The following is a 20524-nucleotide window of genomic DNA, read 5'->3' on the forward strand; positions in this document are numbered from 1 at the left end:
CGAATCGTTCCAGGGTATCCTGGCCTGTGTCTGCCTGCGGTTTCCTGCCATATTTCTTCTGACCAGTCCTGTGGCTGATTTTGTCTTTCTGTCTCCTCATATTGTTATTCGTCTGTCTTCGGTGCAGTCCCCTGTTATCTGCACCAGCCCGCATAGCTTCTCCTCCTGCAGCGGTGTCTGTCCGCTCCGACGCGGTTGAGATCAATGCGGCTGATCCGGTGTCCTGCCGGATCAGGGATAAAATCCATCATGTAACTGACTCTTTCCCGCAGGCAGCAGGAAGCAGCTTCCCATGGCTCCATGCTCTTTCCCTCAAGGCTGATTCTGCAGCCTTCCAGATAGTAGTCACGGAGCATACTGCCCAGTACGTCATCCTGCCGGTTCTGCCTGCTTCTGGGTTTCTGTTGCTGTACTTTCATACACGCTTCCTCCTTGCCGGCGGAGGTACAGATCATGAAAAGGGTGTGATGTATCATTCCGCTTCTGCCGGCATTTGCAGCCTGCTGCACGCTGAAAACGGTTCTCGATTCTGCAAAACAGCGGCCGGTCTTTCAGTTATGCGCGGGGGACGTGAGATATAACAGATCTGTGTCAGATAAGACGGTTGGGCTGCCGGATGGCTGCCCGAATGGTGGTGCGGAGCTCCTCGACATAAGCCACATCCTTTTGCACAGTCTCATGATACATCTGTGCCTTATACAGCGCAATCTAATTGATGTAACATTGAGAAATTGGCAGTGCAGTTCATTTTTTCAAGGCCTGCAGCTGAGGTTTTATCTCCATTTTCCCTAAAAAATCAGGGAATCCTGCAAGGCAGCATTCCCTGATTTCATCAGAATTGCATATAAAAAGAGATGTTACATATTTTTTGTTACTTCATGTTGCATCGCCAGACACGCATGTTCCGGGTAATCCGCTCCTGCGAAGCGGCGCCCCTGCTCTGCCGCGTGCACTTCCGTCCAGCCGCCACACGGCCTCGTCCCGCCAGCTTCTCAAATAGTCCGAAGCTGCTGCACAGCCTGCCTGTTCACGATGGTTTTCATGTGTTCGCGGAAAAATTCATCCGTTCCGTTCGTGAAATCCATCGGGAGACCATATTCCGACAGGATATTGCAGATCTGATTAAACCGCTCCGGCTGCGTATCCTCCTTGCGGATCAGCAGATAGTACTCACCATCATCCGGATTGCGGTAGAGGGTGTTGCGCCCCTTGTAATCCGGTCCGATATTCTTCGATGCACGGATGATGTTCTCAAGCGAATGGAACATATAGAAGCGTGTGAACCCGTACAGTTCCTCCTCTGTCATTGTCCCATTCGGGCCGCTCTGCGCCTTGCTTCCAGCGCTCTTTCCATCACCCGATGCCGGGACAGCAGGCGCGTCCTTCCTGCGGACAATCGCTGTCCCGCTGATAACCGGCTGGGAGGACTGCTTTCCTTCTTTCTCCTCATCCAGCGTCTCGTCTCCATCGAACAGCTCTTTCAGGCGCTTCAGAATATCATCCGCTGCCGGCATATCCTTCGCCAGACTGCTGAAGGAGTAGTCGTCTCCGGACGGATCCCCCGTAAAATGAGCGAAGCGTGAGTCTATCTCCTCCGGGTTTTTGACCTTCGTGATGATCAGTGTGAGGTTTCCGCCGGAGTCCGGCGTCGCCTCAATCATCAACGGGGCATTATCCAGACGGAAGCCGCAGTGATTCAAGGCCTCCTTCATCATATCGCGGAACAGGGTACGTGCCTTTCCGCTTCCGTATGTCAGCTCGGAGATCCGGATATCCCTTGCCTTCAGATCCTCGGGTGTCAGCGTACAGCGTATCTGATTGTCATTGATCTTCTCTATCTTCATTCAATTCCCCTCAGTTCATTCCCCTCTGCTGTCATCCGGTCTCCTGCAGATATTACTGTGCCTGCGCCTCCAGATATGCATTCAGGCGCTCGAGCAGAAGATCTGGGTCAATCCCATGTACCATTGCTGCCTCTTCCAGAGACTCGCCCATGGATGCCGGACAGCCGATACAATACATGCCGCCGCCCATCAGGACACCTGCCAGGTTGACATCGACATTGATGATCTCGCCGATGGTCATATCCTTGGAAACCCTGCGCACTGCCTTCTTCTCAGCCGCAGAATCTGTCGTATTCTCCGCTGCTGTATTCTTCACTTCCTCAGCCATGTTGTGACCTCCTTTTTTGTATACACGGATCGTAGCACATATCCGTTCTTTCAGCGAACTGAATCTGAATCCCGTATCCACGATTATAGTATGCGGACTGCGAATGTACAAGATATATTTTGCACAATCTAATCACGCATAGCGCCCTTAAATCTGTCATTCCCGTCCCCCGCGCGTCCCTGCAGGCTCTATCCCCTTATCCGGAGCGGAAGCGTTGACCTTCCCAATCCCCCGCATGCCCCTGCAGGCTCCCTACCCGCCTGGGCCATCTGCTTCTGTCGGTGTGTTCGTCTGCCTACCCGAAGTTATGCTTGTCTAAACCTTTTGCATGGTATTAGAATACAGAAAAGACTCAGATAATGAGTCATGACTAAGAATACAAGGAGGTGTCACGATGGCTTATACAATCAGCGATGATTGCGTATCTTGCGGAACCTGTGCACCGGAGTGCCCGGTCAACGCAATTTCCGAGGGAGATGGCAAGTATGTAATCGATCCGGACGCATGTGTTGAGTGCGGAACCTGCGCAGAGGTTTGCCCGGTTGGTGCTCCGACCGCTCCATGATCGGCAGCATTCTTACGGCATAACATCAGACATAAAAGGAAGTGCTGGCATCTGTCAGCACTTCCTTTTTTCGTGCGCCCTTTTCGTGCATTCATGTCTCACCATTCTGTCTGGCTGCCTGCCAACTCCTTCCGGCGCGTCTTGCATGCCGGCCCGCACGAAAACATCCCCTGGGAACATACAACGCAGGCCGCCCTCAGAAAAGGCCAGGATCCTTCACACCGGAGTCTGGCCCCTTCCGTCTCTTACAACTCTTGCTCAAACGATTCCGGATCGACTGTGATCTTGATTGGTTTCAGCTTCCAGATGTCCCTGACATACTCCTGAATGGTTCTGTCTGAGGAGAACTTTCCGCTCGACGCCATATTCAGAATCGCACTCTCTGCCCAGTCTCCCTGGCTCTGGTAATACTCGATGGCCTTCTTCCTCGCCGCATCGTAGGACTTGAAGTCCGCCAGGATGAAGTACTGGTCCGCCGGTCCCTCCTTTGTAGTCAGAAGAGAGTCGTACAGCTCGCGGAACAGCTCCATATCCCCGCCCGAATACTTTCCGTTGATCAGCTCCATGAGCGTTGTGCGGATATCCGGGTCATTGTTGAAGTAGTAGGTCGGATCATAGTCATGGTTGTTCTCGTGATCAATGACCTCCTGGGAGGACAGTCCGAAGATAAATGCATTCTCCTCCCCGACCTCCTGTACAATCTCAACGTTCGCGCCGTCCATCGTGCCGAGCGTCAGCGCGCCGTTCAGCATCAGCTTCATGTTCGAGGTTCCGGACGCTTCCTTGGAAGCGGTCGAAATCTGCTCGGATATATCCGCCGCCGCGAAGATCAGCTCCGCATTCGAGACGCGGTAGTCCTCGATGAAGACCACCTTGATCTTGCCGCCGATTGACTGATCATTGTTGATCACATCCGCAACAGAATTGATCAGCTTGATTGTCAGCTTCGCCCGTCTGTAACCGGCAGCCGCCTTTGCGCCGAAAATGAAGGTGACCGGATAGAACGGTCTCTCCGGGTGTTCCTTCAGTTCGCGGTACAGGTACATGACATCCAGGATATTCATCAGCTGTCTCTTGTACTCATGGAGCCGCTTGACCTGCACATCGAAAATGGATCTCGGATCGACATCGATGCCATTGTGTTCCTTAATGTACTTCGCCAGACGAACCTTGTTCTGGTACTTGATGTTCATGAATTCCTGCTGCGCCTTCTGATCGTCAGCGTAGAGCTTCATCTTCGCGATCTGCGGAAGATCCGTGATCCACTCATCTCCGATATGTTCCGTCACCCAGTCCGCGAGAAGCTGGTTGCCGTGTAAAAGGAACCGGCGCTGCGTGATTCCGTTCGTCTTGTTGTTAAACTTCTCCGGCATCATTTCATAGAAATCCTTCAGCGTCTGCTTCTTCAGGATCTCCGTGTGCAGCTTTGCGACGCCGTTGACAGAGTAACCCGCGACAATTGCCAGGTTCGCCATCCGCACCTGTCCGTCGTAGATGACCGCCATCTTCGCGATCTTGTCCTGGTTGCCCGGGTAGCGCTGCTGGACCTGCACGATGAAGCGGCGGTTGATCTCCTCAACGATCTGATAGATACGCGGAAGGAGTCTTGAGAACAGCTCGATCGGCCACTTCTCAAGCGCTTCTGCCATGATGGTGTGATTCGTGTAGGCGACGGTCTTCGTTGTAATATCCCACGCCTCATCCCAGCCCAGGCCTTCCTCATCAAGCAGGATGCGCATCAGCTCGGCGACAGCGACCGTCGGATGTGTATCGTTCATCTGGAAGGTTGCCTTCTCATAGAACTTGTGGATATCGCTGTGCTTTCTCTTGTACTTGGCAACCGCTTCCTGGACAGACGCGGAGATGAAGAAGTACTGCTGCTTGAGCCGCAGCTCCTTGCCGGCATAGTGGTTGTCGTTCGGATAGAGAACCTCGACGATGTTGCGCGCCAGGTTCTCCTGCTCAACCGCCTTCTGGTAGTCGCCCTTGTCAAATGAATCCAGCTGGAAATCATTGATGGCCTCTGCGTCCCAGACGCGGAGCGTGTTGACCATATTGTTGTTGTAGCCGACAACCGGGATGTCATAGGGGACCGCCCGGACGGACTGGTAGTTTTCCTGGATAAACCGGTTGCTGTGGGTCTGCTCGTCGTACTCGACCCGGACATAGCCGCCGAACCGCACGATCTTCGCATACTCCGGACGCTTGAGCTCGAATGGATTTCCATTTTTCAGCCAGTCATCCGGGACTTCGACCTGGTAGCCGTTCTCGATCTTCTGCCGGAACATACCATAGCGGTAGCGGATGCCGCAGCCGTACGCCGGATAGCCGAGCGTTGCGAGCGAATCAAGGAAGCAGGCAGCGAGACGGCCGAGGCCGCCGTTGCCGAGTGCCGCGTCCGGTTCCTGGTCCTCGATCACGTTCAGATCGAAGCCCATCTCCAAAAGCGCCTCCTTCACCTCCTTGTAGGCGGTGAGGTTGATCAGATTGTTGCCGAGCGCCCTGCCCATCAGGAATTCCATCGACATGTAGTAGAGAATCTTCGGATCCTCCTTATCCATAACCTGCTGGGTCGCCATCCAGTTGTCTATAATGACATCCTTGACAGCGTAAGCCACAGCCTGGAAAAGCTGCTGCTGCGTCGCTTCCTTCAGGGTTTTGCGGAACAGGTTCCGGACATTGTCCCTGACCGTTTCCTTGAACCGTTCTTTATCAAAATGTTTATCCATGCTGCCTCCCTCAGATTTTCCTGACGCCCAGTGTTACCGCCTCTCCGTTGACGCTCCACTCCTTTGTGTATCCGTCCAGACTTCCGTAGGTAATGCTCTCCGCGAGGACCTCCTTCTTCAGGCCGGACTCGTACTTCTTCATGATGCCCTCCAGCTTTTCATTGCCCGCCTCAAAGACGTCGATGTGATCCTGTACCTCGAAGCCGGCTTCCTTTCTCATGGTCTGGATCTTGGAGACCAGTTCCCGGACAAAGCCCTCTTCCACCAGCTCCGGTGTAAGATTGGTGTCCAGCACAACGGTCAGATCTCCCTGCTGCTGGCTGACATAGCCCTCGACCTGCGCGGTCTCGATCAGCAGATCCTCCTCCGCAAGGGAGACCGGGCTTCCATTCACCTCGAAGCTGAGCGAGCCGTTCTTCTTCAGCTCGTCCATCGCGGCGCTGCCGTCCACCTCGGAGAGATACTTCCGGATACCGCCCAGAAGCTTTCCGTACTTTGGCCCGACCGTGCGCAGCTGCGGCTTGAAACTGTAGCTCGTAAAGGCTCTCACATCCTCCGTGAATGTAATTTCCTTCACATTCAGCTCGTCTGTGATGATGTCCGCATAGTACTTTGGAAGCGCCTGCGGTGCGCGGACAAACATCCGTGCCAGCGGCTGACGGTTCTTGATGTTCGCGTCATTTCTGGCAGCACGCCCCATCACGACAATGTTCAGCGCCTCACCCATCTTCGTCTCAAGATCCTCATCGATCCGGCTCTCGTCCGCCTTCGGGAAGTAGCACAGATGGATCGATTCCGGCGCATCCTTTTCTACACGGCGCACGATATTCTGGTATATCTCCTCCGTCATGAACGGGATCATCGGCGCGGCGCACAGGCAGAGGTTCTTCAGTGCATTGTACAGCGTCATGTAGGCCGCGATCTTGTCCGGCTCCATGCCATGTGCCCAGAAGCGGTCTCTGCAGCGGCGGACATACCAGTTGGACATGTCGTCCACGAAGCCCTCCAGCGCCCGCGCGGCTTCCGGGATCTTGTAGCTGCCAAGATCCGAGTCCACATCGCGGATCATCGTGTTCATCCGGGATATGAGCCAGCGGTCCATGACCGGCAGGCCTTCCCTCTCCATCTTTTCGTACGCTTCCTTATAGTCCGACGGATTGAAGTCATCGATATTCGCATACAGCACATAGAACGCATAGGTATTCCACAGCGTTCCCAGGAACTTCCGTTGTCCCTCCTGAACAGCCTTGTCGTGGAAGCGGTTCGGCAGCCACGGCGCGGAGTTGCTGTAGAAATACCAGCGGATGGCGTCGGCGCCGTGCTTTTTCAGCGCCTCAAACGGATCCACGGCATTCCCCTTGGATTTGGACATCTTCTGGCCGTCCTTGTCCAGAACCAGACCGAGGACGATGACGTTCCGGTACGGCGACTGTCCGAACAGAATCGTGGACTCCGCCATCAGGGAATAGAACCAGCCTCTTGTCTGGTCGACCGCTTCGGATATGAATGCTGCCGGGAACTGCTTGTGGAAGGTATCCTGGTTCTCGAACGGATAGTGATGCTGCGCAAATGGCATCGCGCCGGAGTCAAACCAGCAGTCGATGACCTCCGGAACCCGCTTCATGTGCTTTTTACCGCACTTCGGGCAGGTGCAGACGAAATCGTCAATATACGGTCTGTGCAGCTCAACCGTCAGCGCATCCTCGCGGCCGGACAGCTCTCTGAGCTCCTCCCGGGAGCCGATTGTAACCTTCTCGCCGCAGTCCGGGCACTCCCATACAGGAAGCGGAGTCCCCCAGTAGCGGTTTCTGGAGATGCCCCAGTCCTGGACATTCTCCAGCCAGTCACCGAAACGGCCCTTTCCGATTGTCGGCGGGATCCAGTTGACAGTGTTGTTGTTGTCGATCAGCTGCTGCTTCACGGCCGTCATCCGGATGAACCAGGACTGGCGTGCGTAGTAAATCAGCGGCGTATCACATCTCCAGCAATGCGGGTACTGGTGCTCGAACTTCGGCGCGTCGTACAGCTTGCCCTCCCTGTCAAGGTCGCGCAGGACCAGTGGATCCGCCTTCTTGACGAAGATGCCTGCATACGGCGTCTCCTCCGTCAGTTCACCCTTTCCGTCGACGAACTGCACGAACGGAAGATCGTAAGTCTTGCCGATTCTGCCGTCGTCCTCACCAAATGCAGGTGCGATATGAACGATACCTGTACCGTCTGTCATCGTGACATAGTTGTCACAGGTGACATAGAAGCCCTTCTTGAACTGCTTTGCCGCCGCCTCGCCTGCGCAGGCGTAGAGCGGCTCATACTCACGGCGCTCCAGGTCGGTTCCTCTGTAGGTTTCCAGAACCTCGTAGGCAGTGCCCATCGGAACACCATTTCTGTCATAGGCGGACTCATCGAAGTCGACTGTCACAGCACCGATCTCCTCGTCGGACGCACCGGCCTTCCTGAGCTCCTCCTTCTTTGCCTCCGCAAGCGCTCTCGCCTCATGGTACGCGCGGGAAACCTGGGCAGCCGTCGCCTGATCGGCCAGCTTGCCAAGCACCTTGTCGGCCAGCGCCTGAGCGATGATGTAGTTGTATCCATCCGCGGCCTTGACCTTGACATAGGTCTCGTCCGGATTCACGCAGAGGGCCACATTGGACGGAAGTGTCCAGGGAGTGGTTGTCCATGCGAGATAGTACAGGTCATCCTCGTCCTTTGCCTTGAAACGGACGATGGCGGAGCGCTCCTTGACAAGCTTGTAGCCCTGAGCAACTTCCTGCGCAGACAGCGGGGTGCCACAGCGCGGGCAGTAAGGGACAACCTTGAACCCCTTGTACAGAAGTCCCTTCTTCGAGATCTCCTTCAGCGCCCACCACTCGGACTCGATGTAGTCGTCATAGTAGGTAACGTACGGATTCTTCATGTCTGCCCAGAACCCGACGGTATCGGAGAAGTCCTCCCACATCCCCTTGTATTTCCAGACACTTTCCTTGCACTTCTTGATGAACGGCTCCATGCCGTACTGCTCGATCTGCTCCTTGCCGTTGAGGCCAAGCTCCTTCTCGACGCCCAGCTCAACCGGAAGCCCGTGGGTATCCCAGCCAGCCTTTCTCGGCACATACTCGCCCTTCATCACGTGATAGCGCGGGATCATATCCTTGATGACGCGCGTCAGGACATGACCGATGTGCGGCTTGCCGTTCGCCGTCGGCGGTCCGTCATAGAATGTGTAGTATGGAGCGCCCTCACGGGTCTTCAGGCTCTTTCCGAAGATGTCATTCTTCTTCCAGAACTCGTTCACCTCATGTTCGCGGTCCACAAAGTTCAGGTCCGTGTTTACCTTGTCATATCGCATAGAATTTTTCCTCCCGGAGCGCCTTTCTCGTCGGCAGCCCCTCTGTGCGCAGATTCCCCTGTATGCCTGAACTGATCCGGCGGATCCGGTCCCGGCATCGTGCATATCCACTGCGCTGCGGACATACAGAGTGATTATATACATACTGTGAAAACACTGTCAAATAAGGCCCTTCCTGTGGTATCATGACAGCATGGAAAAACAATCAGCTTACAGAAAAACTTCAGAAATCGTGCGCCGGTACGATTTCAATTTCAGAAAACGCTTCGGCCAGAACTTTCTGACTGATGAGAGTGTGCTTCAGCAGATCGTCTCCTCCTCCCACATCACAGAAGAAGACCTGGTGATCGAGATCGGTCCCGGCATCGGCACGCTGACACGGTACCTCTGCGAAGCTGCAGGTCAGGTCGCCGCGATTGAAATTGACCGCGATCTGGTAAAGATCCTGCATGAAACTCTTGCCGACTGCAGGAATCTCCAGATTGTCGAGGGTGACGTCCTCAAGACCGATTTGCGCGCGCTTGCGGCCGGATACGGAGTGGACAGTACGCCTATATCTGCGGATCAGGATCCTGTTTTTAAAACCGGAAGTCTCTCTCCCGAACGTGCAGCAGTCTTCCCAGAATCCGGGCAGACCGTCCGCTGCAGTCGCCTGAAGGTGGTCGCGAACCTTCCTTATTACATAACGACGCCGATTCTGATGGGACTCTTTGAACAGCATGTTCCGGCAGAGCGGATCACCGTCATGGTGCAGAAAGAGGTCGCGGACCGGATGACAGCCCACTGCGGAAGCCGGGATTACGGCGCTCTGTCGCTGGCCGTGCAGTATTATGCGCATCCGGAGATCGTGACGCTTGTGCCGGCATCGAGCTTCATGCCGAGCCCGAAGGTGGACAGTGCCGTCGTGACGATGCAGCTTTACAAGGACAAGCCGGTACAGACAAAGGACGAGCAGCTCCTGAAGGCATTCATCCGGGCAGCCTTCGGCCAGCGGCGCAAGACCTTGTCGAATGCACTGGGCAACGCACCGCAGATTCCGGTCACGCGGGATCAGACCGCCGCAGCGCTGACCGCTCTTGGTCTTCCGGCCTCCGCGCGGGGCGAAACGCTGTCGCTTCAGCAGTTTGCACTGTTGGCAGATGCTCTTGCAGATCTCGTCCATGAATGATCATAGCGAACAGGTTCCTGTCCGATGGGTGATGCGCCGACTGTCCAGCCCGGCCGCTCATCCCCTGCTGATCTGCAGCATCTGACAACCACAGCCACATCACGTGAATTATTCAGAATGAAAATGAAGGAGAAACTGAACTCATGATGGATCGGATATTTAACCTGGACAACCCGGTGATGCGCTTCCTCGGAAGAGCATTTGACATGATGATGCTGAACATTCTGTTCATTGTCTGTAGCCTGCCGATCTTCACGATCGGGGCCTCGCTGTCAGCGCTTCACTACTCCTGCCTGAAGATGAAGGACGAGAACGAGGGCTACGTATTCCGCAACTTCTTCCGCTCCTTCAAGATGAACTTCAAGCAGGGCACCGGCATGTGGCTGATCATGCTGGCGCTCGGCCTTCTTCTCTTCATGGAAAACCGCATGGCTGCCCAGATCACGGACGCTTCCGTAAAACCGATCCGGATCATGATCTATGTTGCCGGGTCCCTCTGGTACATGGCGCTCTGCTGGATGTTCGCCCTGCAGTCCAGGTTTGTCAACAAAGTCGGCCAGACCATTAAAAACGCTGTGCTTCTTACATTTGCAAAGGCTCCCCGCTCCATCGGCATGCTCGGGATCCTCGCTCTGGAGCTGATTTTTGTCGCACGCTCCTCCGGACTGGTGCAGTCATACGCAATTCTGTATCTGCTGATGTTCGGCTTCTCCGTCCAGGTTCTGATTAACACCCAGCTCCAGTACCCCGTTATCAAGGAACTGATGCCGGATGATGAGGACGACAAGCCAGCCGCCGACAACCAGTTCACCGTAGATGAGGAAGCGGATGTCTCCGCGCTCGGATATACACCGCTCCCGAAAGACGAAAAAAAGCCCGGTGCGGATCATTCCGGCACCGGGGAGTAATACTTGCGGTACAAAATTGGTTTGTCATGATGATCATAGCGATCATTACGATAATCGTAATGATCGAGAATAGCAGAAAAAAATAACCGCCCACCCTGCAAAGTAGCGGTTATTTTCCGTAATACTGCCGGGTGACAACCGTCTATCGGTAGCGCCCTCTTATATTGTTACTATAGCAGTCCGCCAGCCGATTGTCAAAGAGGCCTGGCGGGCAGAAAATAGAATTTCACCCGGCGATTTCCTTCAGACGCTGCCGATCCAGCAGCCTGACCGCTCCGCGCGACAGCCGCACAATCTCCTCACTCTGGAAGTATCGCAGCATCCGCGTGATGACCTCCCGGTGCGTTCCAAGGTGATTGGCGATCATTTCGTGGGTCATCTGAATCGTATCGGAGTCTTCGAGCGCGGCCTCTTCCAGCAGAAAGGCTGCAACCCGCTTGTCCAGACTCTTCCACATGATCTGCTCGACAAGCCACATGACATCGGACAGACGGCTTGCCATCAGCTCATTCGTAAAGTTCGCGACCGGAGCGGACTCCTCCATCAGGCTTTTGTAGGTCATCGGCGGTATGATCCAGAGACTTGTATCGGTTTCCGCCTCGATGATGATGTCGAACTGAAGGGACCGGATGATGCACGACGCCGAGAAAAGGCAGATGTCCATATCCAGCAGACGGAAAACCGTAATTTCCTTCCCTTCTTCCGAGGAAATGTACGCGCGGAGTCTTCCTTCATCCACAAGGATCAGTCCCGTGCAGTCCCTGCTTCCATGTGAGATGACGGTTCCCTTTTTCACTGTCCTTTTTTTCATCGACTGCCGGAATCGTTCCTGCTGGCCCGCTGTCAGTTGTCCCCAGAAGGGAAAAAACTGTTCAAATTCCATTCCCTGTTCCTCATCTTTCAAAATCTGACGCGTTCTGTGACACATTCATGCCTGCGTTACCCGAATGGCCGGTGCACTGACGCCCGCTTCGTTCATCGCGGTGACGATCCGCTCAAGGAGATCATAGTACACATCCCAGTAATCAGCCGTTCTGCACCAGACACGCACGGAAAACTGCAGTGCCTGATCGGTTCCACCGGTCAGTCTTGCGAACGGGGCCGGATCCTTCAGGACCTTTTCCTGTGCGGAAAGACAATTGCGCATCAGCGTCTCGACCTTCTGTACAGACTCGCCCTTCCCGCAGGAGAACGCCAGATCGACACGGCGCACGCCCTCACTGGAGTAATTGGTGATATTCGCGTTCATCAGCGTACCGTTCGGAATCATCACCCGCTTGTTATCGCTGGTGAGCAGTGTTGTATAAAAAAGCGCGATTCCCTTCACGGTCCCTTCCTCACCGCCGGCTGAGACATAATCACCGACACTGAATGGCCGGAAAAACATCAGCATGATCCCGCCGGCCAGATTGCCCAGCGCCCCCTGCAGCGACATGCCGACTGCGACACCGGCAGTCGCAAGAACCGTGACAACGGACGCCATCGGAATACCGAGGATGTTGATGACCGTCAGAATCAAAAGAATGTTCAGCAGAATGTTAATAAAATTCCCGACAAATGAAGCGACGGTCGGTTCCATTTTCCTGAGGAGATCTCTTTTCTGCAGAAACGCAACAAGTTTCCGGATCAGAAACCGTCCTGCAGCCCAGACAACGATTGCAAGAAGAATCCGCGTGCCGGCCGTTGTGCAGACTTCTATCATTTTGTTCAGCATCTGCTGCATAATGATTTCCTGCCTCCTTGTTCCTGGTTTATAATCAATCGTATCACAACGATGCGCAAGGCTGTCGCTGGTTTGGAACGGTTATCAATATTATCATGAATCACAGCTTTGAGGGAAATAAAAACACATCAGGAGGAAAACATGGACTACACAATTGAGAGCAGAGAAGGATTGAAGGTGACTGTGTCTGATCTCGGAGCCGAGATGACCGGAATACGTCTTGGAGAGACCGAATATCTCTGGCAGGCCGATCCCGCATACTGGAATGAACATGCGCCGGTTCTGTTTCCCTATGTTGGGAGACTGACAGATGGAACGTACAGAATCGGGGGCCATGAATATCAGATGAAGATTCACGGCTTCGCCTCCCTCTCAACATTTGAAGCGGAGAAGCAGTCTGAAAGCTGTATCATCTTCACGCTGAAAGACAGCCCGGAGACGATGAAGATCTATCCGTTCCGGTTCCTGTTCAGGGTGATCTATACGGCCGAGGGCCATACCCTGAAGATCCGGTATGAAGTTGAGAATCCGGGACAGGCTTCTGCAGGAGACGCACCGGACAGCTCAGCCGCTCCTCAGTCCTCCGGTGCGCCGGACGGTATGCTGTACTTCGGAATCGGCGGGCACCCAGGGCTGAATGTGCCGCTTGAGGAGGGTCTCTCGTTCGAAGATTATTACCTGGAATTTGGTGACCGCTGCGATCCGGAGCGGATTCAGTTTACTCCCGCCTGCTTTCTTGCCGGCCGGCAGGCCCCCTTTGCCCTGGAAGACGGACGGATCCTGCGGCTCCGGCACAGCCTGTTTGACGAGGATGCGATTGTCCTCCAGAATATGGCCGATTCTGTATCGATCCGCTCCGATCAGGGCAGAAAAAGCATAACCGTCCGGTATCCGGGGCTTCCCTATCTCGGAATCTGGCACATGCCAAAGACCGATGCGCCGTATGTAGCCATCGAGCCATGGGGCAGCCTCCCGTCCAGGCAGGATATTGTGGAAGACCTCCGCTTTAAACCGGATCTGATCCGGCTGGAGAACGGCGGCAGGTGGCACACCGAATGGAGCATCACCGTATCCTGAGCGCCACGCCAGATTCGGTCCCCTTTCTTGTTTAAATGTGTTATACTATTCTTGTTCAATCATATCCGCAGCATGCCACGAGCCAGGGATGATCCTGCGGCTGCTGATGGACAGATAACATGCAGAACAAAAAGAGGGAGGTGCGCATATGAAAAACTACGTCAAGATTCAGTCGGCCAGATACCCGGATGTCATTCTCAGAGCGGTGCCGGGACATTTCATCACGCCGCACGCACACGTGAATTATTACCTTGACTTCACACCGCTGAAGTTCCGCTCCAGCGAAGCGCACGCAGCAGCGAAGGCGCTCAGCAGCGTCCACTATTTCTCAACACCCGTCGACACGATCATCGCGCTGGAGGGTACGGAGATCATCGCTGGCCATCTGGCGGACGAACTGACACAGGCAGGCGTCCTGTGTAAGAATGCGCACAAATCCATTTATGTCATCCCGCCGGAATATTCCTCCGAGGGACAGCTGATCTTCCGGGACAGCCTGCTGCCCTGGATCAAGGAGAAGAATGTCCTGCTCCTGTTCTCCGCCATCACCACCGGGTCCAACGCTGCGCAGGCTATCGAGTCCCTTCGCTACTACGGCGCCTCGATCACCGGAATATCGGCGCTCTTCTCCCTTGCGACCAGTATCGCAGGGATGACCATCTATTCGATCTTCAGCCAGCAGGATCTTCCGGACTACAAGGCTTTCAGCGCAGACAAATGCGGCCTCTGTGAATCGCGGAAGCCTGTCGATGCGATCTGCAACGGATTCGGCTACACCATGCTGAAGGCATAAGCAGGCTGAACAAACTGAACATTCAACTGAACCAGCAAACAGAAACGCAATAAGGGAGGTGTATCAATTGACTTACACATATTCGTTCCGCCCTGTCCGGCCGGAGGAGGGAGACCAGATCGCTTTCATCGAGCAGGTCTGCTTCAGCCCCGCGACAGCGCTCAGCCCCGAAACCATGAAAACGAGGGCGGCGGAATTACCGGATATGTTTCTTGCGGCAATCGCACATCCTGACGCGCCAGCCGGCATGCCGGCCTGTCCGGACAGCCAGCCGTCGACGCGCCGGGACAACTGCCCGGTGCAGCAGACGGATGGCCGCCGGGATGCATGTACGGGCAGCAAATCCGCGTCTGTCTCAGGCGTGAAAGCTGCTTCACCGGATGGCCCGCATGACCAGATTGCAGGCTATATCACCATGATGATGACAGATGAAGAGCATTTCCGGGATGCTTTCTTTGAAGATCCTTCTCTTCACCAGCCGAATGGTGCCAACGTCATGCTGCTTGGCCTCGAGGTACTCCCGTCCTTCCGCCATCAGGGGCTTGCTGCCGAACTTCTGAACCGTACCATCCGTCAGGCACAGAAGGAAGGCCGCCGGAAGCTGGTCCTGACCTGCCGTGATGATAAGATCGCGATGTATGAAAAATTCGGCTTTCAGCTGTGCGGCATCTCAAAGTCCACGCTGGGCGGTGTGACCTGGTACGAGATGGAACACAGGCTGTTGAAAGAACCGTCAGCCTGAAAAACCTGAAGAATTTTGATGGCCGGCACATTGTTAACCATTCTTTATTATAGGTTGACATTAGGAACCTCTCATCCTACAATACACACTGTGCTGTATAACTCAGCGGCAGCAGGTCTGGCATGCCACCAGTATCCTGCTGCCGGTTATTGGATTCAGATGAGGAGATTTCCTATGGAAAACACAACTTCAACACGCGTCTGTCACCCGGAAGACAGCTCGAAAACCGTGCGCCGTTCAGGCGTCCAGGAGCTTTGCCGGATTGCCTTGTTCACCGCCCTGATTGCTGTCTGTTCTCAGTTCTCGATCCCGCTTCCGGGCGGTGTCCCGATGACGCTTCAGACGCTCATCATCCCGATTGCCGGCGTCGTCCTCGGTGCAAGAGGCGGCACCATCGCAACCATCGTATACCTGCTTCTCGGCGCAGTCGGTCTTCCGGTGTTCGCAGGCTTTTCAGGCGGCCTCGACAAGCTGGTCGGCATGACCGGCGGATTTCTTATTTCCTTCCCGCTGATCGCCTGGTTTGGCGGCATGTTCAGCAGAAACAACAAGTACCTGAAAACCATTCTCGGCATCGCGATCGGCTCTGTGCTGAACTACGTCGTCGGTTCCATCATGTTCATGGCGCTGACCGGAATGAATCTGAAGGCAACACTGGCTGCCTGCGTTGTTCCATTCATTCCGACCGCGGTCATCAAGATCATTCTGGCTGCATACCTTGGGATTCTGCTGAAGAAGACCCTGACGAAAGCGCATCTGCTGTGAGCGCGCCGATCCCGCTCCGTCCGCACCACCTGCTCTGTACGCAGGGCTACAGCGGACATGGCTACAGCAAAGCTTATGTGGCGCACATGAACGAAGTGACCAGACGGCTCCGGTCCGATCCTGACGTTCTGGTTCGGATTGTCTTCGGCAATGATACGCTCTGCGGTGTCTGTCCGCATGCCTCAGAGGATGCGGATGGGACGCTCCGGTGCGACACGGATGCAAAAGTAAGAGCATTCGATGAAAGGACAGCGGCATTTGCCGGCATCCATGAGGGTGTATACCGGTACCAGGATCTGATTCAGCGAATCGACCGTGCCATGACATCTGAGAAGATGGACGAGATCTGCGGATCCTGCTCCTGGGCCAGGATGAGCGCATGCAAGGCAAACGTCATAAGCGGGAGGTATCTGCTGTAAGCAGATACCTCCCGCTTTTTGTGAAAGTCTGTCTGATCTTCTCTGATCTGTCCATTGTTTGTCCGTAATGACCGGCCGGAAATGGCAGCCGTCAGCGGATTTCCGCGCCAACCTTGACGGCCTTCTCCGGGTTCACCAGGGACAGATTTCCTGCATCGTCCTCCGCACAGAGGATCATGCCCTCGGAGACCATACCTGCAAGCTTTGCCGGCTTCAGGTTCGTGATCACCAGAACCTTCTTTCCGACCATCTCCTCCGTCTTGTACCACTGCTTGATGCCGGACAGGATCTGGCGTGTCTTTGTCCCGATTTTCACCTGTGAGCAGAGGAGCTTGCGGCTCTTCTTCACCGCCTCACAGGCGACAATCTCGCCCACCTGGATCTGAAGCTTATCGAACTCCTCGATCGTAATCTCTGCCTTCGGCTCTACATCCATCGCGCCTGGGGCTGCCCCGGTCTCTGCTGCAGAATCCGCCATTATGGATCCTTCGGCATGCTGTTCCGCCCCGGCATCCTCCGTCTTCGCCTTCCCGGCTGCGTTTTGGCTGCCTGCTCCGGCTGCCTCAGCCTTCTGCTTTCCGGCTGCTTCCTCCGCCTTTTCCTCTGCTTCCACCATACCCGGATGGCGCTTCTCCACCTCGGCCATGACTTCCTTCAGATCTCTTCTCATAAACAGCGTTTCCGGATTCTCCGTCACCCTCCTGCCGGATGGATAGAGTCCGAACCTGTCCATCTTCTCAAGCCCGCGCTTTTCCGCGTGCAGCTGGCTGAGAATCTTTCCGCTGGTATCCGGCATGAACGGTTCAAGCAGCTCCGCGCCGATCGCGATGGACTCCGTCAGATTATAGAGCACCTCCGCCAGCCTCGGCTTTGTCTCCTCCGACTTCGCAAGCACCCACGGCGCCGTCTCATCGATGTATTTGTTGCATCTCTTGAACAGATTGAAGATCTCCGTGATGGAATCTGCGACGCGCAGCCCGTCCATCTTCGTCTGAACAATCTCCGCCGTGTGAAGAACCGTCTTCTTCAGGTCCGCATCGATCGACGCGCCGTCCATGGAAACGCCCTCACTCGTGACGCCTGCGCCGTCTCCGCCCGTCGTCACCCCGGTATGCGTCACCACACCGCCGAAATATTTGTTCGTCATCGAGATCGTCCGCTTGACCAGGTTCCCGAGGGTATTCGCAAGGTCCGAATTGAGACGCTCCACCATCAGCTCCCAGGTGATGACACCATCATTCTCGAACGGCATCTCATGCAGCACAAAATAGCGCACCGCATCCACCCCGAAGAACTCCACCAGCTCATCGGCATACAGCACATTGCCCTTCGACTTGCTCATCTTCCCGTCGCCCATCAGGAGCCACGGATGTCCGAAGACCTGCTTCGGGAGCGGCTCGCCGAGTGCCATCAGAAAGATCGGCCAGTAAATCGTATGGAAACGAATGATGTCCTTTCCGATCAGGTGCAGGTCAGCCGGCCAGAACCGTTTGTATTCCTCCGTCGATCCGTCCACGTCGTATCCCGCGAAGGTAATGTAGTTCGTCAGCGCATCAAGCCAGACATAGACGACATGCTTCGGATCGAAGTCTACCGGAATTCCCCAGGAAAATGAGGTTCTGGACACACACAGATCCTGGAGTCCCGGAAGCAGGAAGTTGTTCATCATCTCGTTCTTGCGCGAAACCGGCTGAATGAAATCCGGGTGCGTGTTGATGTAGTCGATCAGACGCTGCGCGTACTTGCTCATCCGGAAGAAATATGCCTCCTCCTTCGCGCGCGTCAGCGGCCGTCCGCAGTCCGGGCACCTCCCGTCCTTGACCTGTGATTCCGTGAAGAAGGACTCGTCCGGTTCGCAGTACCAGCCCTCATAGAAGCCCTTGTAGATATCGCCCTGGTCATACAGCTTCCGGAAGATCTTCTGGACCTTCTTCTCATGAACCGGGTCTGTCGTACGGACGAAACGGTCATAGCTGGTATTCATCAGATCCCAGATTCTCTTGATCTCGGCGGAGTTGCGGTCCACCAGCTCCTGCGGGGTGATGCCCTCCTCCTTCGCCTTGTTCTCATTCTTCTGACCATGCTCATCGGTTCCGGTCTGGAACACAACGTCATAGCCCTCCTGTCTCTTCCTTCTTGCGATCGAATCCGCCAGCACTGCCTCATATGTGTTGCCGATATGCGGCTTTCCGGACGCATACGCGATTGCTGTTGTGATATAGTACGGTTTCTTCTCTGCCATCTTCTGTCTCCTCATATCCTTCAGTCAAAGCAGCCGCGCCTTCATCCGGTCCCTTCATCCGGTCCGGCACACCGGCGCTTTCAGACCGCCTTTACTGCTCATCCACAATGTCGTCCCCGCGGAATGCCTTCCGCAGCTTCTCGATTGCCACACCTGCCGCGCACATATAGATGCCTTCCACAAGCATCATCGCTCCAACAAACCGTGTCAGAAGAGCCGCTGACGCAAACGGATTCTTCAGCGCAACAACTCCGACAACGGCGAAGGCGATGCCGGTCAGCAGATTGTACATCCATCTCATACTGCCAAACCGCTTCATATCAAATGAAGACTGGATCGATATCGCGCCGCCGAAGATCAGCGACAGACCGAACAGAAATGGCAGGATACCGATCACAACCTTGGAATAAGCCAGCATGAAAAGGCCTGTCACAATGCAGATCAGTCCGACGGATATGTCATGCTCCGTCACTGCCACCGTGATCTCCCTTCTCAGATAGCGGATCACACGGTACGCACCGTAGATAATCAGCGCAATCCCGATTGCAAACACAATCACCTTGTTGGTGATGGAAGGAAAAATCAAAAGGATCAATCCCAGCACAGCCATAATGATTGAACCAACCGAAAGGCCATTCTCCAGTTTTTTCATCTCAATCACATCCCCTTTTCTGGTCCGTAAATGATCATCTCCGCCGGATGCTCCGCTGCCTCCGGCCCGACCATCAGCATCTGTTCGTCCGGGTCAGATCATCCTCACCGGATGCTCCGGCACCTCCGGCAGCTTTTTCTCGCAGGTTACGGCCAGACAGCCTGGCCCGACGTGACAGCTGATCGAGAGGGACAGCTGCTGCAGACAGATACCGACCGGGTACTGCGCGTGGATATCCTTCACCCACTCTGTCACCTCGTCGCGCATCAGCCCGGAGTAGGCGGCATCAATCCAGAGATCACTCAGACCATGCACCGGTTTGTAGCGATTCTCAATATCGTTCTCGATCGCCCCGAGCATCGCAGTCTTCGCGCCCTTCAGCGTCCGGCACTTTGCGTAGGAGTCCAGCTTCTCACCCTGAATCTGCAGCACAGGCTTGATCTTCAGCAGAGAGCCGAGCGCCGCCGCTGCCGGCGTCACCCTTCCGCCCTTTCTGAGATATTTCAGGGTCGGCACAAGGATATAGATGCTGGAATCCGCAGCTGTCTTCTCCAGATATTCCCGAATCGCCTTCGCACTCCATCCCAGATCCGCCAGCCCCTTTGCATTCAGGACCGAACGCATCATTGTGACGGAGATTCGATGGTTATCGACCACCTCGACCCTTCCGTTGTAGTCCTCCGCAAGCGTCTTTGCAGTCTCACAGCTGGAAGACAGTCCGCTTGACATCGGAATATAGACAACCTCGTCATACTCCTTCAAAAGGCTGTCCCATCTGTCAAGGACATCCCCGACGACCGGCATGGACGTATGGATCTCCGAATCTCCCTCCAGATGTGCATAGAACTGCTCCTGTGTCAGCGTGATTCCCTCGTAATAGAGGTTGTCATTGATATAAAACGGCATCGGCAGAACATAGACCCCGTACGCCTTTGCCTGCTCCTGCGAGATACCGCTGTTACTGTCTGTCAGAATCGCAACCTTACTCATCCGATCACCTGCCGTTTTTCAGTGTCCGGCCCCTCCGGCCTTCTCTTTCGTAGAATCATGATTCATGGCAGGCCAGGAGCCTGAGCTCCGGCTCTCTGACCGGTCTCTCAGGCAGGCATCCGTATACTGGCACTGCTCACAAGTACATACATCATATCAGATTAAACTGCAACTTTCCACTCCCATGACACGGCAATACGCGTCACATAAAAGGAGCGTCCGCAGCCATTCGG

18 protein-coding genes are annotated in these 20524 nt (G+C 55.0%); 8 read left to right on the forward strand and 10 right to left on the reverse strand.

Translation table 11 applies throughout. The features are described 5' to 3' along the window. Positions 1-134: 134 nt before the first annotated feature. From ACTQ1N_RS04800 to ACTQ1N_RS04810, 3 genes are all read right to left on the reverse strand, one after another. Entirely contained in the window at positions 135-419 is a 285-nt protein-coding gene (locus ACTQ1N_RS04800) for a hypothetical protein (protein WP_441955151.1), read from the reverse strand. Positions 420-992: 573 nt separating this feature from the next. After that, positions 993-1844, reverse strand: a complete 852-nt coding sequence (locus ACTQ1N_RS04805) for an adaptor protein MecA (protein WP_441955153.1) — start codon at positions 1842-1844, stop codon at positions 993-995. Between the two features lie 52 nt (positions 1845-1896). Further along, positions 1897-2085: a DUF1858 domain-containing protein gene (locus ACTQ1N_RS04810; protein WP_235906568.1), complete on the reverse strand. Its 189-nt coding sequence runs from the start codon at positions 2083-2085 to the stop codon at positions 1897-1899. 481 nt (positions 2086-2566) lie between these two features. On the opposite strand from ACTQ1N_RS04810, the gene ACTQ1N_RS04815 reads away from it, so the two are divergent. Then, complete coding sequence (locus ACTQ1N_RS04815; RefSeq protein ID WP_441955155.1) at positions 2567-2737, forward strand: DUF362 domain-containing protein; 171 nt, start codon at positions 2567-2569, stop codon at positions 2735-2737. A gap of 245 nt (positions 2738-2982) precedes the next feature. Here the strand turns inward: ACTQ1N_RS04815 and ACTQ1N_RS04820 are convergent, their stop codons facing one another. Next, positions 2983-5466: a glycogen/starch/alpha-glucan phosphorylase gene (locus ACTQ1N_RS04820; protein WP_441955157.1), complete on the reverse strand. Its 2484-nt coding sequence runs from the start codon at positions 5464-5466 to the stop codon at positions 2983-2985. Positions 5467-5476: 10 nt separating this feature from the next. Beyond that, positions 5477-8812: a class I tRNA ligase family protein gene (locus ACTQ1N_RS04825; protein ID WP_441955159.1), complete on the reverse strand. Its 3336-nt coding sequence runs from the start codon at positions 8810-8812 to the stop codon at positions 5477-5479. Between the two features lie 193 nt (positions 8813-9005). Between ACTQ1N_RS04825 and ACTQ1N_RS04830 the strand changes: the two genes are divergently transcribed. Next, on the forward strand, positions 9006-9980 hold the full coding sequence (locus ACTQ1N_RS04830; RefSeq protein WP_441955161.1) for a ribosomal RNA small subunit methyltransferase A: 975 nt from the start codon (positions 9006-9008) through the stop codon (positions 9978-9980). A gap of 143 nt (positions 9981-10123) precedes the next feature. Then, positions 10124-10888 carry a YesL family protein gene (locus ACTQ1N_RS04835; RefSeq protein ID WP_441955163.1) on the forward strand — a complete coding sequence of 255 codons (765 nt, stop codon included), beginning with the start codon at positions 10124-10126 and terminating at the stop codon, positions 10886-10888. Positions 10889-11114: 226 nt separating this feature from the next. Here the strand turns inward: ACTQ1N_RS04835 and ACTQ1N_RS04840 are convergent, their stop codons facing one another. Then, positions 11115-11771, reverse strand: a complete 657-nt coding sequence (locus tag ACTQ1N_RS04840; protein WP_441955165.1) for a Crp/Fnr family transcriptional regulator — start codon at positions 11769-11771, stop codon at positions 11115-11117. 45 nt (positions 11772-11816) lie between these two features. Then, the gene (locus ACTQ1N_RS04845) at positions 11817-12611 is read right to left on the reverse strand and encodes a mechanosensitive ion channel family protein (protein WP_441955167.1); all 795 of its coding nucleotides are present in this window, start codon (positions 12609-12611) and stop codon (positions 11817-11819) included. A 141-nt stretch (positions 12612-12752) separates the two neighbouring features. On the opposite strand from ACTQ1N_RS04845, the gene ACTQ1N_RS04850 reads away from it, so the two are divergent. The 5 genes from ACTQ1N_RS04850 (at position 12753) to ACTQ1N_RS04870 (ending at position 16407) form a co-directional block, all read left to right on the forward strand. Continuing rightward, positions 12753-13688, forward strand: a complete 936-nt coding sequence (locus ACTQ1N_RS04850) for an aldose 1-epimerase family protein (protein WP_441955169.1) — start codon at positions 12753-12755, stop codon at positions 13686-13688. A gap of 148 nt (positions 13689-13836) precedes the next feature. Continuing rightward, positions 13837-14481 (forward strand): phosphoribosyltransferase, encoded by a 645-nt coding sequence (locus ACTQ1N_RS04855; RefSeq protein WP_441955171.1) that lies wholly within the window; start codon positions 13837-13839, stop codon positions 14479-14481. A gap of 67 nt (positions 14482-14548) precedes the next feature. Then, positions 14549-15223: a GNAT family N-acetyltransferase gene (locus ACTQ1N_RS04860; protein WP_441955173.1), complete on the forward strand. Its 675-nt coding sequence runs from the start codon at positions 14549-14551 to the stop codon at positions 15221-15223. Between the two features lie 174 nt (positions 15224-15397). Next, positions 15398-15988 carry a biotin transporter BioY gene (locus ACTQ1N_RS04865; RefSeq protein WP_441955175.1) on the forward strand — a complete coding sequence of 197 codons (591 nt, stop codon included), beginning with the start codon at positions 15398-15400 and terminating at the stop codon, positions 15986-15988. Beyond that, on the forward strand, positions 15985-16407 hold the full coding sequence (locus tag ACTQ1N_RS04870) for a DUF1284 domain-containing protein (RefSeq protein ID WP_441955177.1): 423 nt from the start codon (positions 15985-15987) through the stop codon (positions 16405-16407). The genes ACTQ1N_RS04865 and ACTQ1N_RS04870 overlap by 4 nt, the downstream gene beginning before the upstream one ends. Before the next feature lie 91 nt (positions 16408-16498). Here ACTQ1N_RS04870 and metG read toward each other — a convergent pair whose 3' ends face one another. The 3 genes from metG to ACTQ1N_RS04885 all read right to left on the reverse strand — a co-directional run bounded on the left by metG (position 16499) and on the right by ACTQ1N_RS04885 (position 20291). Beyond that, a complete protein-coding gene (gene metG / locus ACTQ1N_RS04875) occupies positions 16499-18649 on the reverse strand; it encodes a methionine--tRNA ligase (protein WP_441955179.1) in 2151 nt (716 codons plus the stop codon). Between the two features lie 91 nt (positions 18650-18740). Then, positions 18741-19301: an HdeD family acid-resistance protein gene (locus ACTQ1N_RS04880; protein WP_441955181.1), complete on the reverse strand. Its 561-nt coding sequence runs from the start codon at positions 19299-19301 to the stop codon at positions 18741-18743. A gap of 93 nt (positions 19302-19394) precedes the next feature. Further along, the gene (locus ACTQ1N_RS04885; protein ID WP_441955183.1) at positions 19395-20291 is read right to left on the reverse strand and encodes a DegV family protein; all 897 of its coding nucleotides are present in this window, start codon (positions 20289-20291) and stop codon (positions 19395-19397) included. Between the last annotated feature and the right edge of the window lie 233 nt (positions 20292-20524).

This window comes from Porcincola sp. LCP21S3_C12 (genome assembly GCF_052118625.1).
Lineage (GTDB): Bacteria > Bacillota > Clostridia > Lachnospirales > Lachnospiraceae > Porcincola.

Excerpts from the sequence above, each read along its gene's own strand:
- ACTQ1N_RS04800 (WP_441955151.1), bottom strand. The coding sequence starts at position 419 with ATGAAAGTACAGCAACAGAAACCCAGAAGCAGGCAGAACCGGCAGGAT.
- ACTQ1N_RS04805 (WP_441955153.1), bottom strand. The coding sequence starts at position 1,844 with ATGAAGATAGAGAAGATCAATGACAATCAGATACGCTGTACGCTGACA.
- ACTQ1N_RS04810 (WP_235906568.1), bottom strand. The coding sequence starts at position 2,085 with ATGACCATCGGCGAGATCATCAATGTCGATGTCAACCTGGCAGGTGTC.
- ACTQ1N_RS04815 (WP_441955155.1), top strand. The coding sequence starts at position 2,567 with ATGGCTTATACAATCAGCGATGATTGCGTATCTTGCGGAACCTGTGCA.
- ACTQ1N_RS04820 (WP_441955157.1), bottom strand. The coding sequence starts at position 5,466 with ATGGATAAACATTTTGATAAAGAACGGTTCAAGGAAACGGTCAGGGAC.
- ACTQ1N_RS04825 (WP_441955159.1), bottom strand. The coding sequence starts at position 8,812 with ATGCGATATGACAAGGTAAACACGGACCTGAACTTTGTGGACCGCGAA.
- ACTQ1N_RS04830 (WP_441955161.1), top strand. The coding sequence starts at position 9,006 with ATGGAAAAACAATCAGCTTACAGAAAAACTTCAGAAATCGTGCGCCGG.
- ACTQ1N_RS04835 (WP_441955163.1), top strand. The coding sequence starts at position 10,124 with ATGATGGATCGGATATTTAACCTGGACAACCCGGTGATGCGCTTCCTC.
- ACTQ1N_RS04840 (WP_441955165.1), bottom strand. The coding sequence starts at position 11,771 with ATGGAATTTGAACAGTTTTTTCCCTTCTGGGGACAACTGACAGCGGGC.
- ACTQ1N_RS04845 (WP_441955167.1), bottom strand. The coding sequence starts at position 12,611 with ATGCAGCAGATGCTGAACAAAATGATAGAAGTCTGCACAACGGCCGGC.
- ACTQ1N_RS04850 (WP_441955169.1), top strand. The coding sequence starts at position 12,753 with ATGGACTACACAATTGAGAGCAGAGAAGGATTGAAGGTGACTGTGTCT.
- ACTQ1N_RS04855 (WP_441955171.1), top strand. The coding sequence starts at position 13,837 with ATGAAAAACTACGTCAAGATTCAGTCGGCCAGATACCCGGATGTCATT.
- ACTQ1N_RS04865 (WP_441955175.1), top strand. The coding sequence starts at position 15,398 with ATGGAAAACACAACTTCAACACGCGTCTGTCACCCGGAAGACAGCTCG.
- metG (WP_441955179.1), bottom strand. The coding sequence starts at position 18,649 with ATGGCAGAGAAGAAACCGTACTATATCACAACAGCAATCGCGTATGCG.
- ACTQ1N_RS04880 (WP_441955181.1), bottom strand. The coding sequence starts at position 19,301 with ATGAAAAAACTGGAGAATGGCCTTTCGGTTGGTTCAATCATTATGGCT.
- ACTQ1N_RS04885 (WP_441955183.1), bottom strand. The coding sequence starts at position 20,291 with ATGAGTAAGGTTGCGATTCTGACAGACAGTAACAGCGGTATCTCGCAG.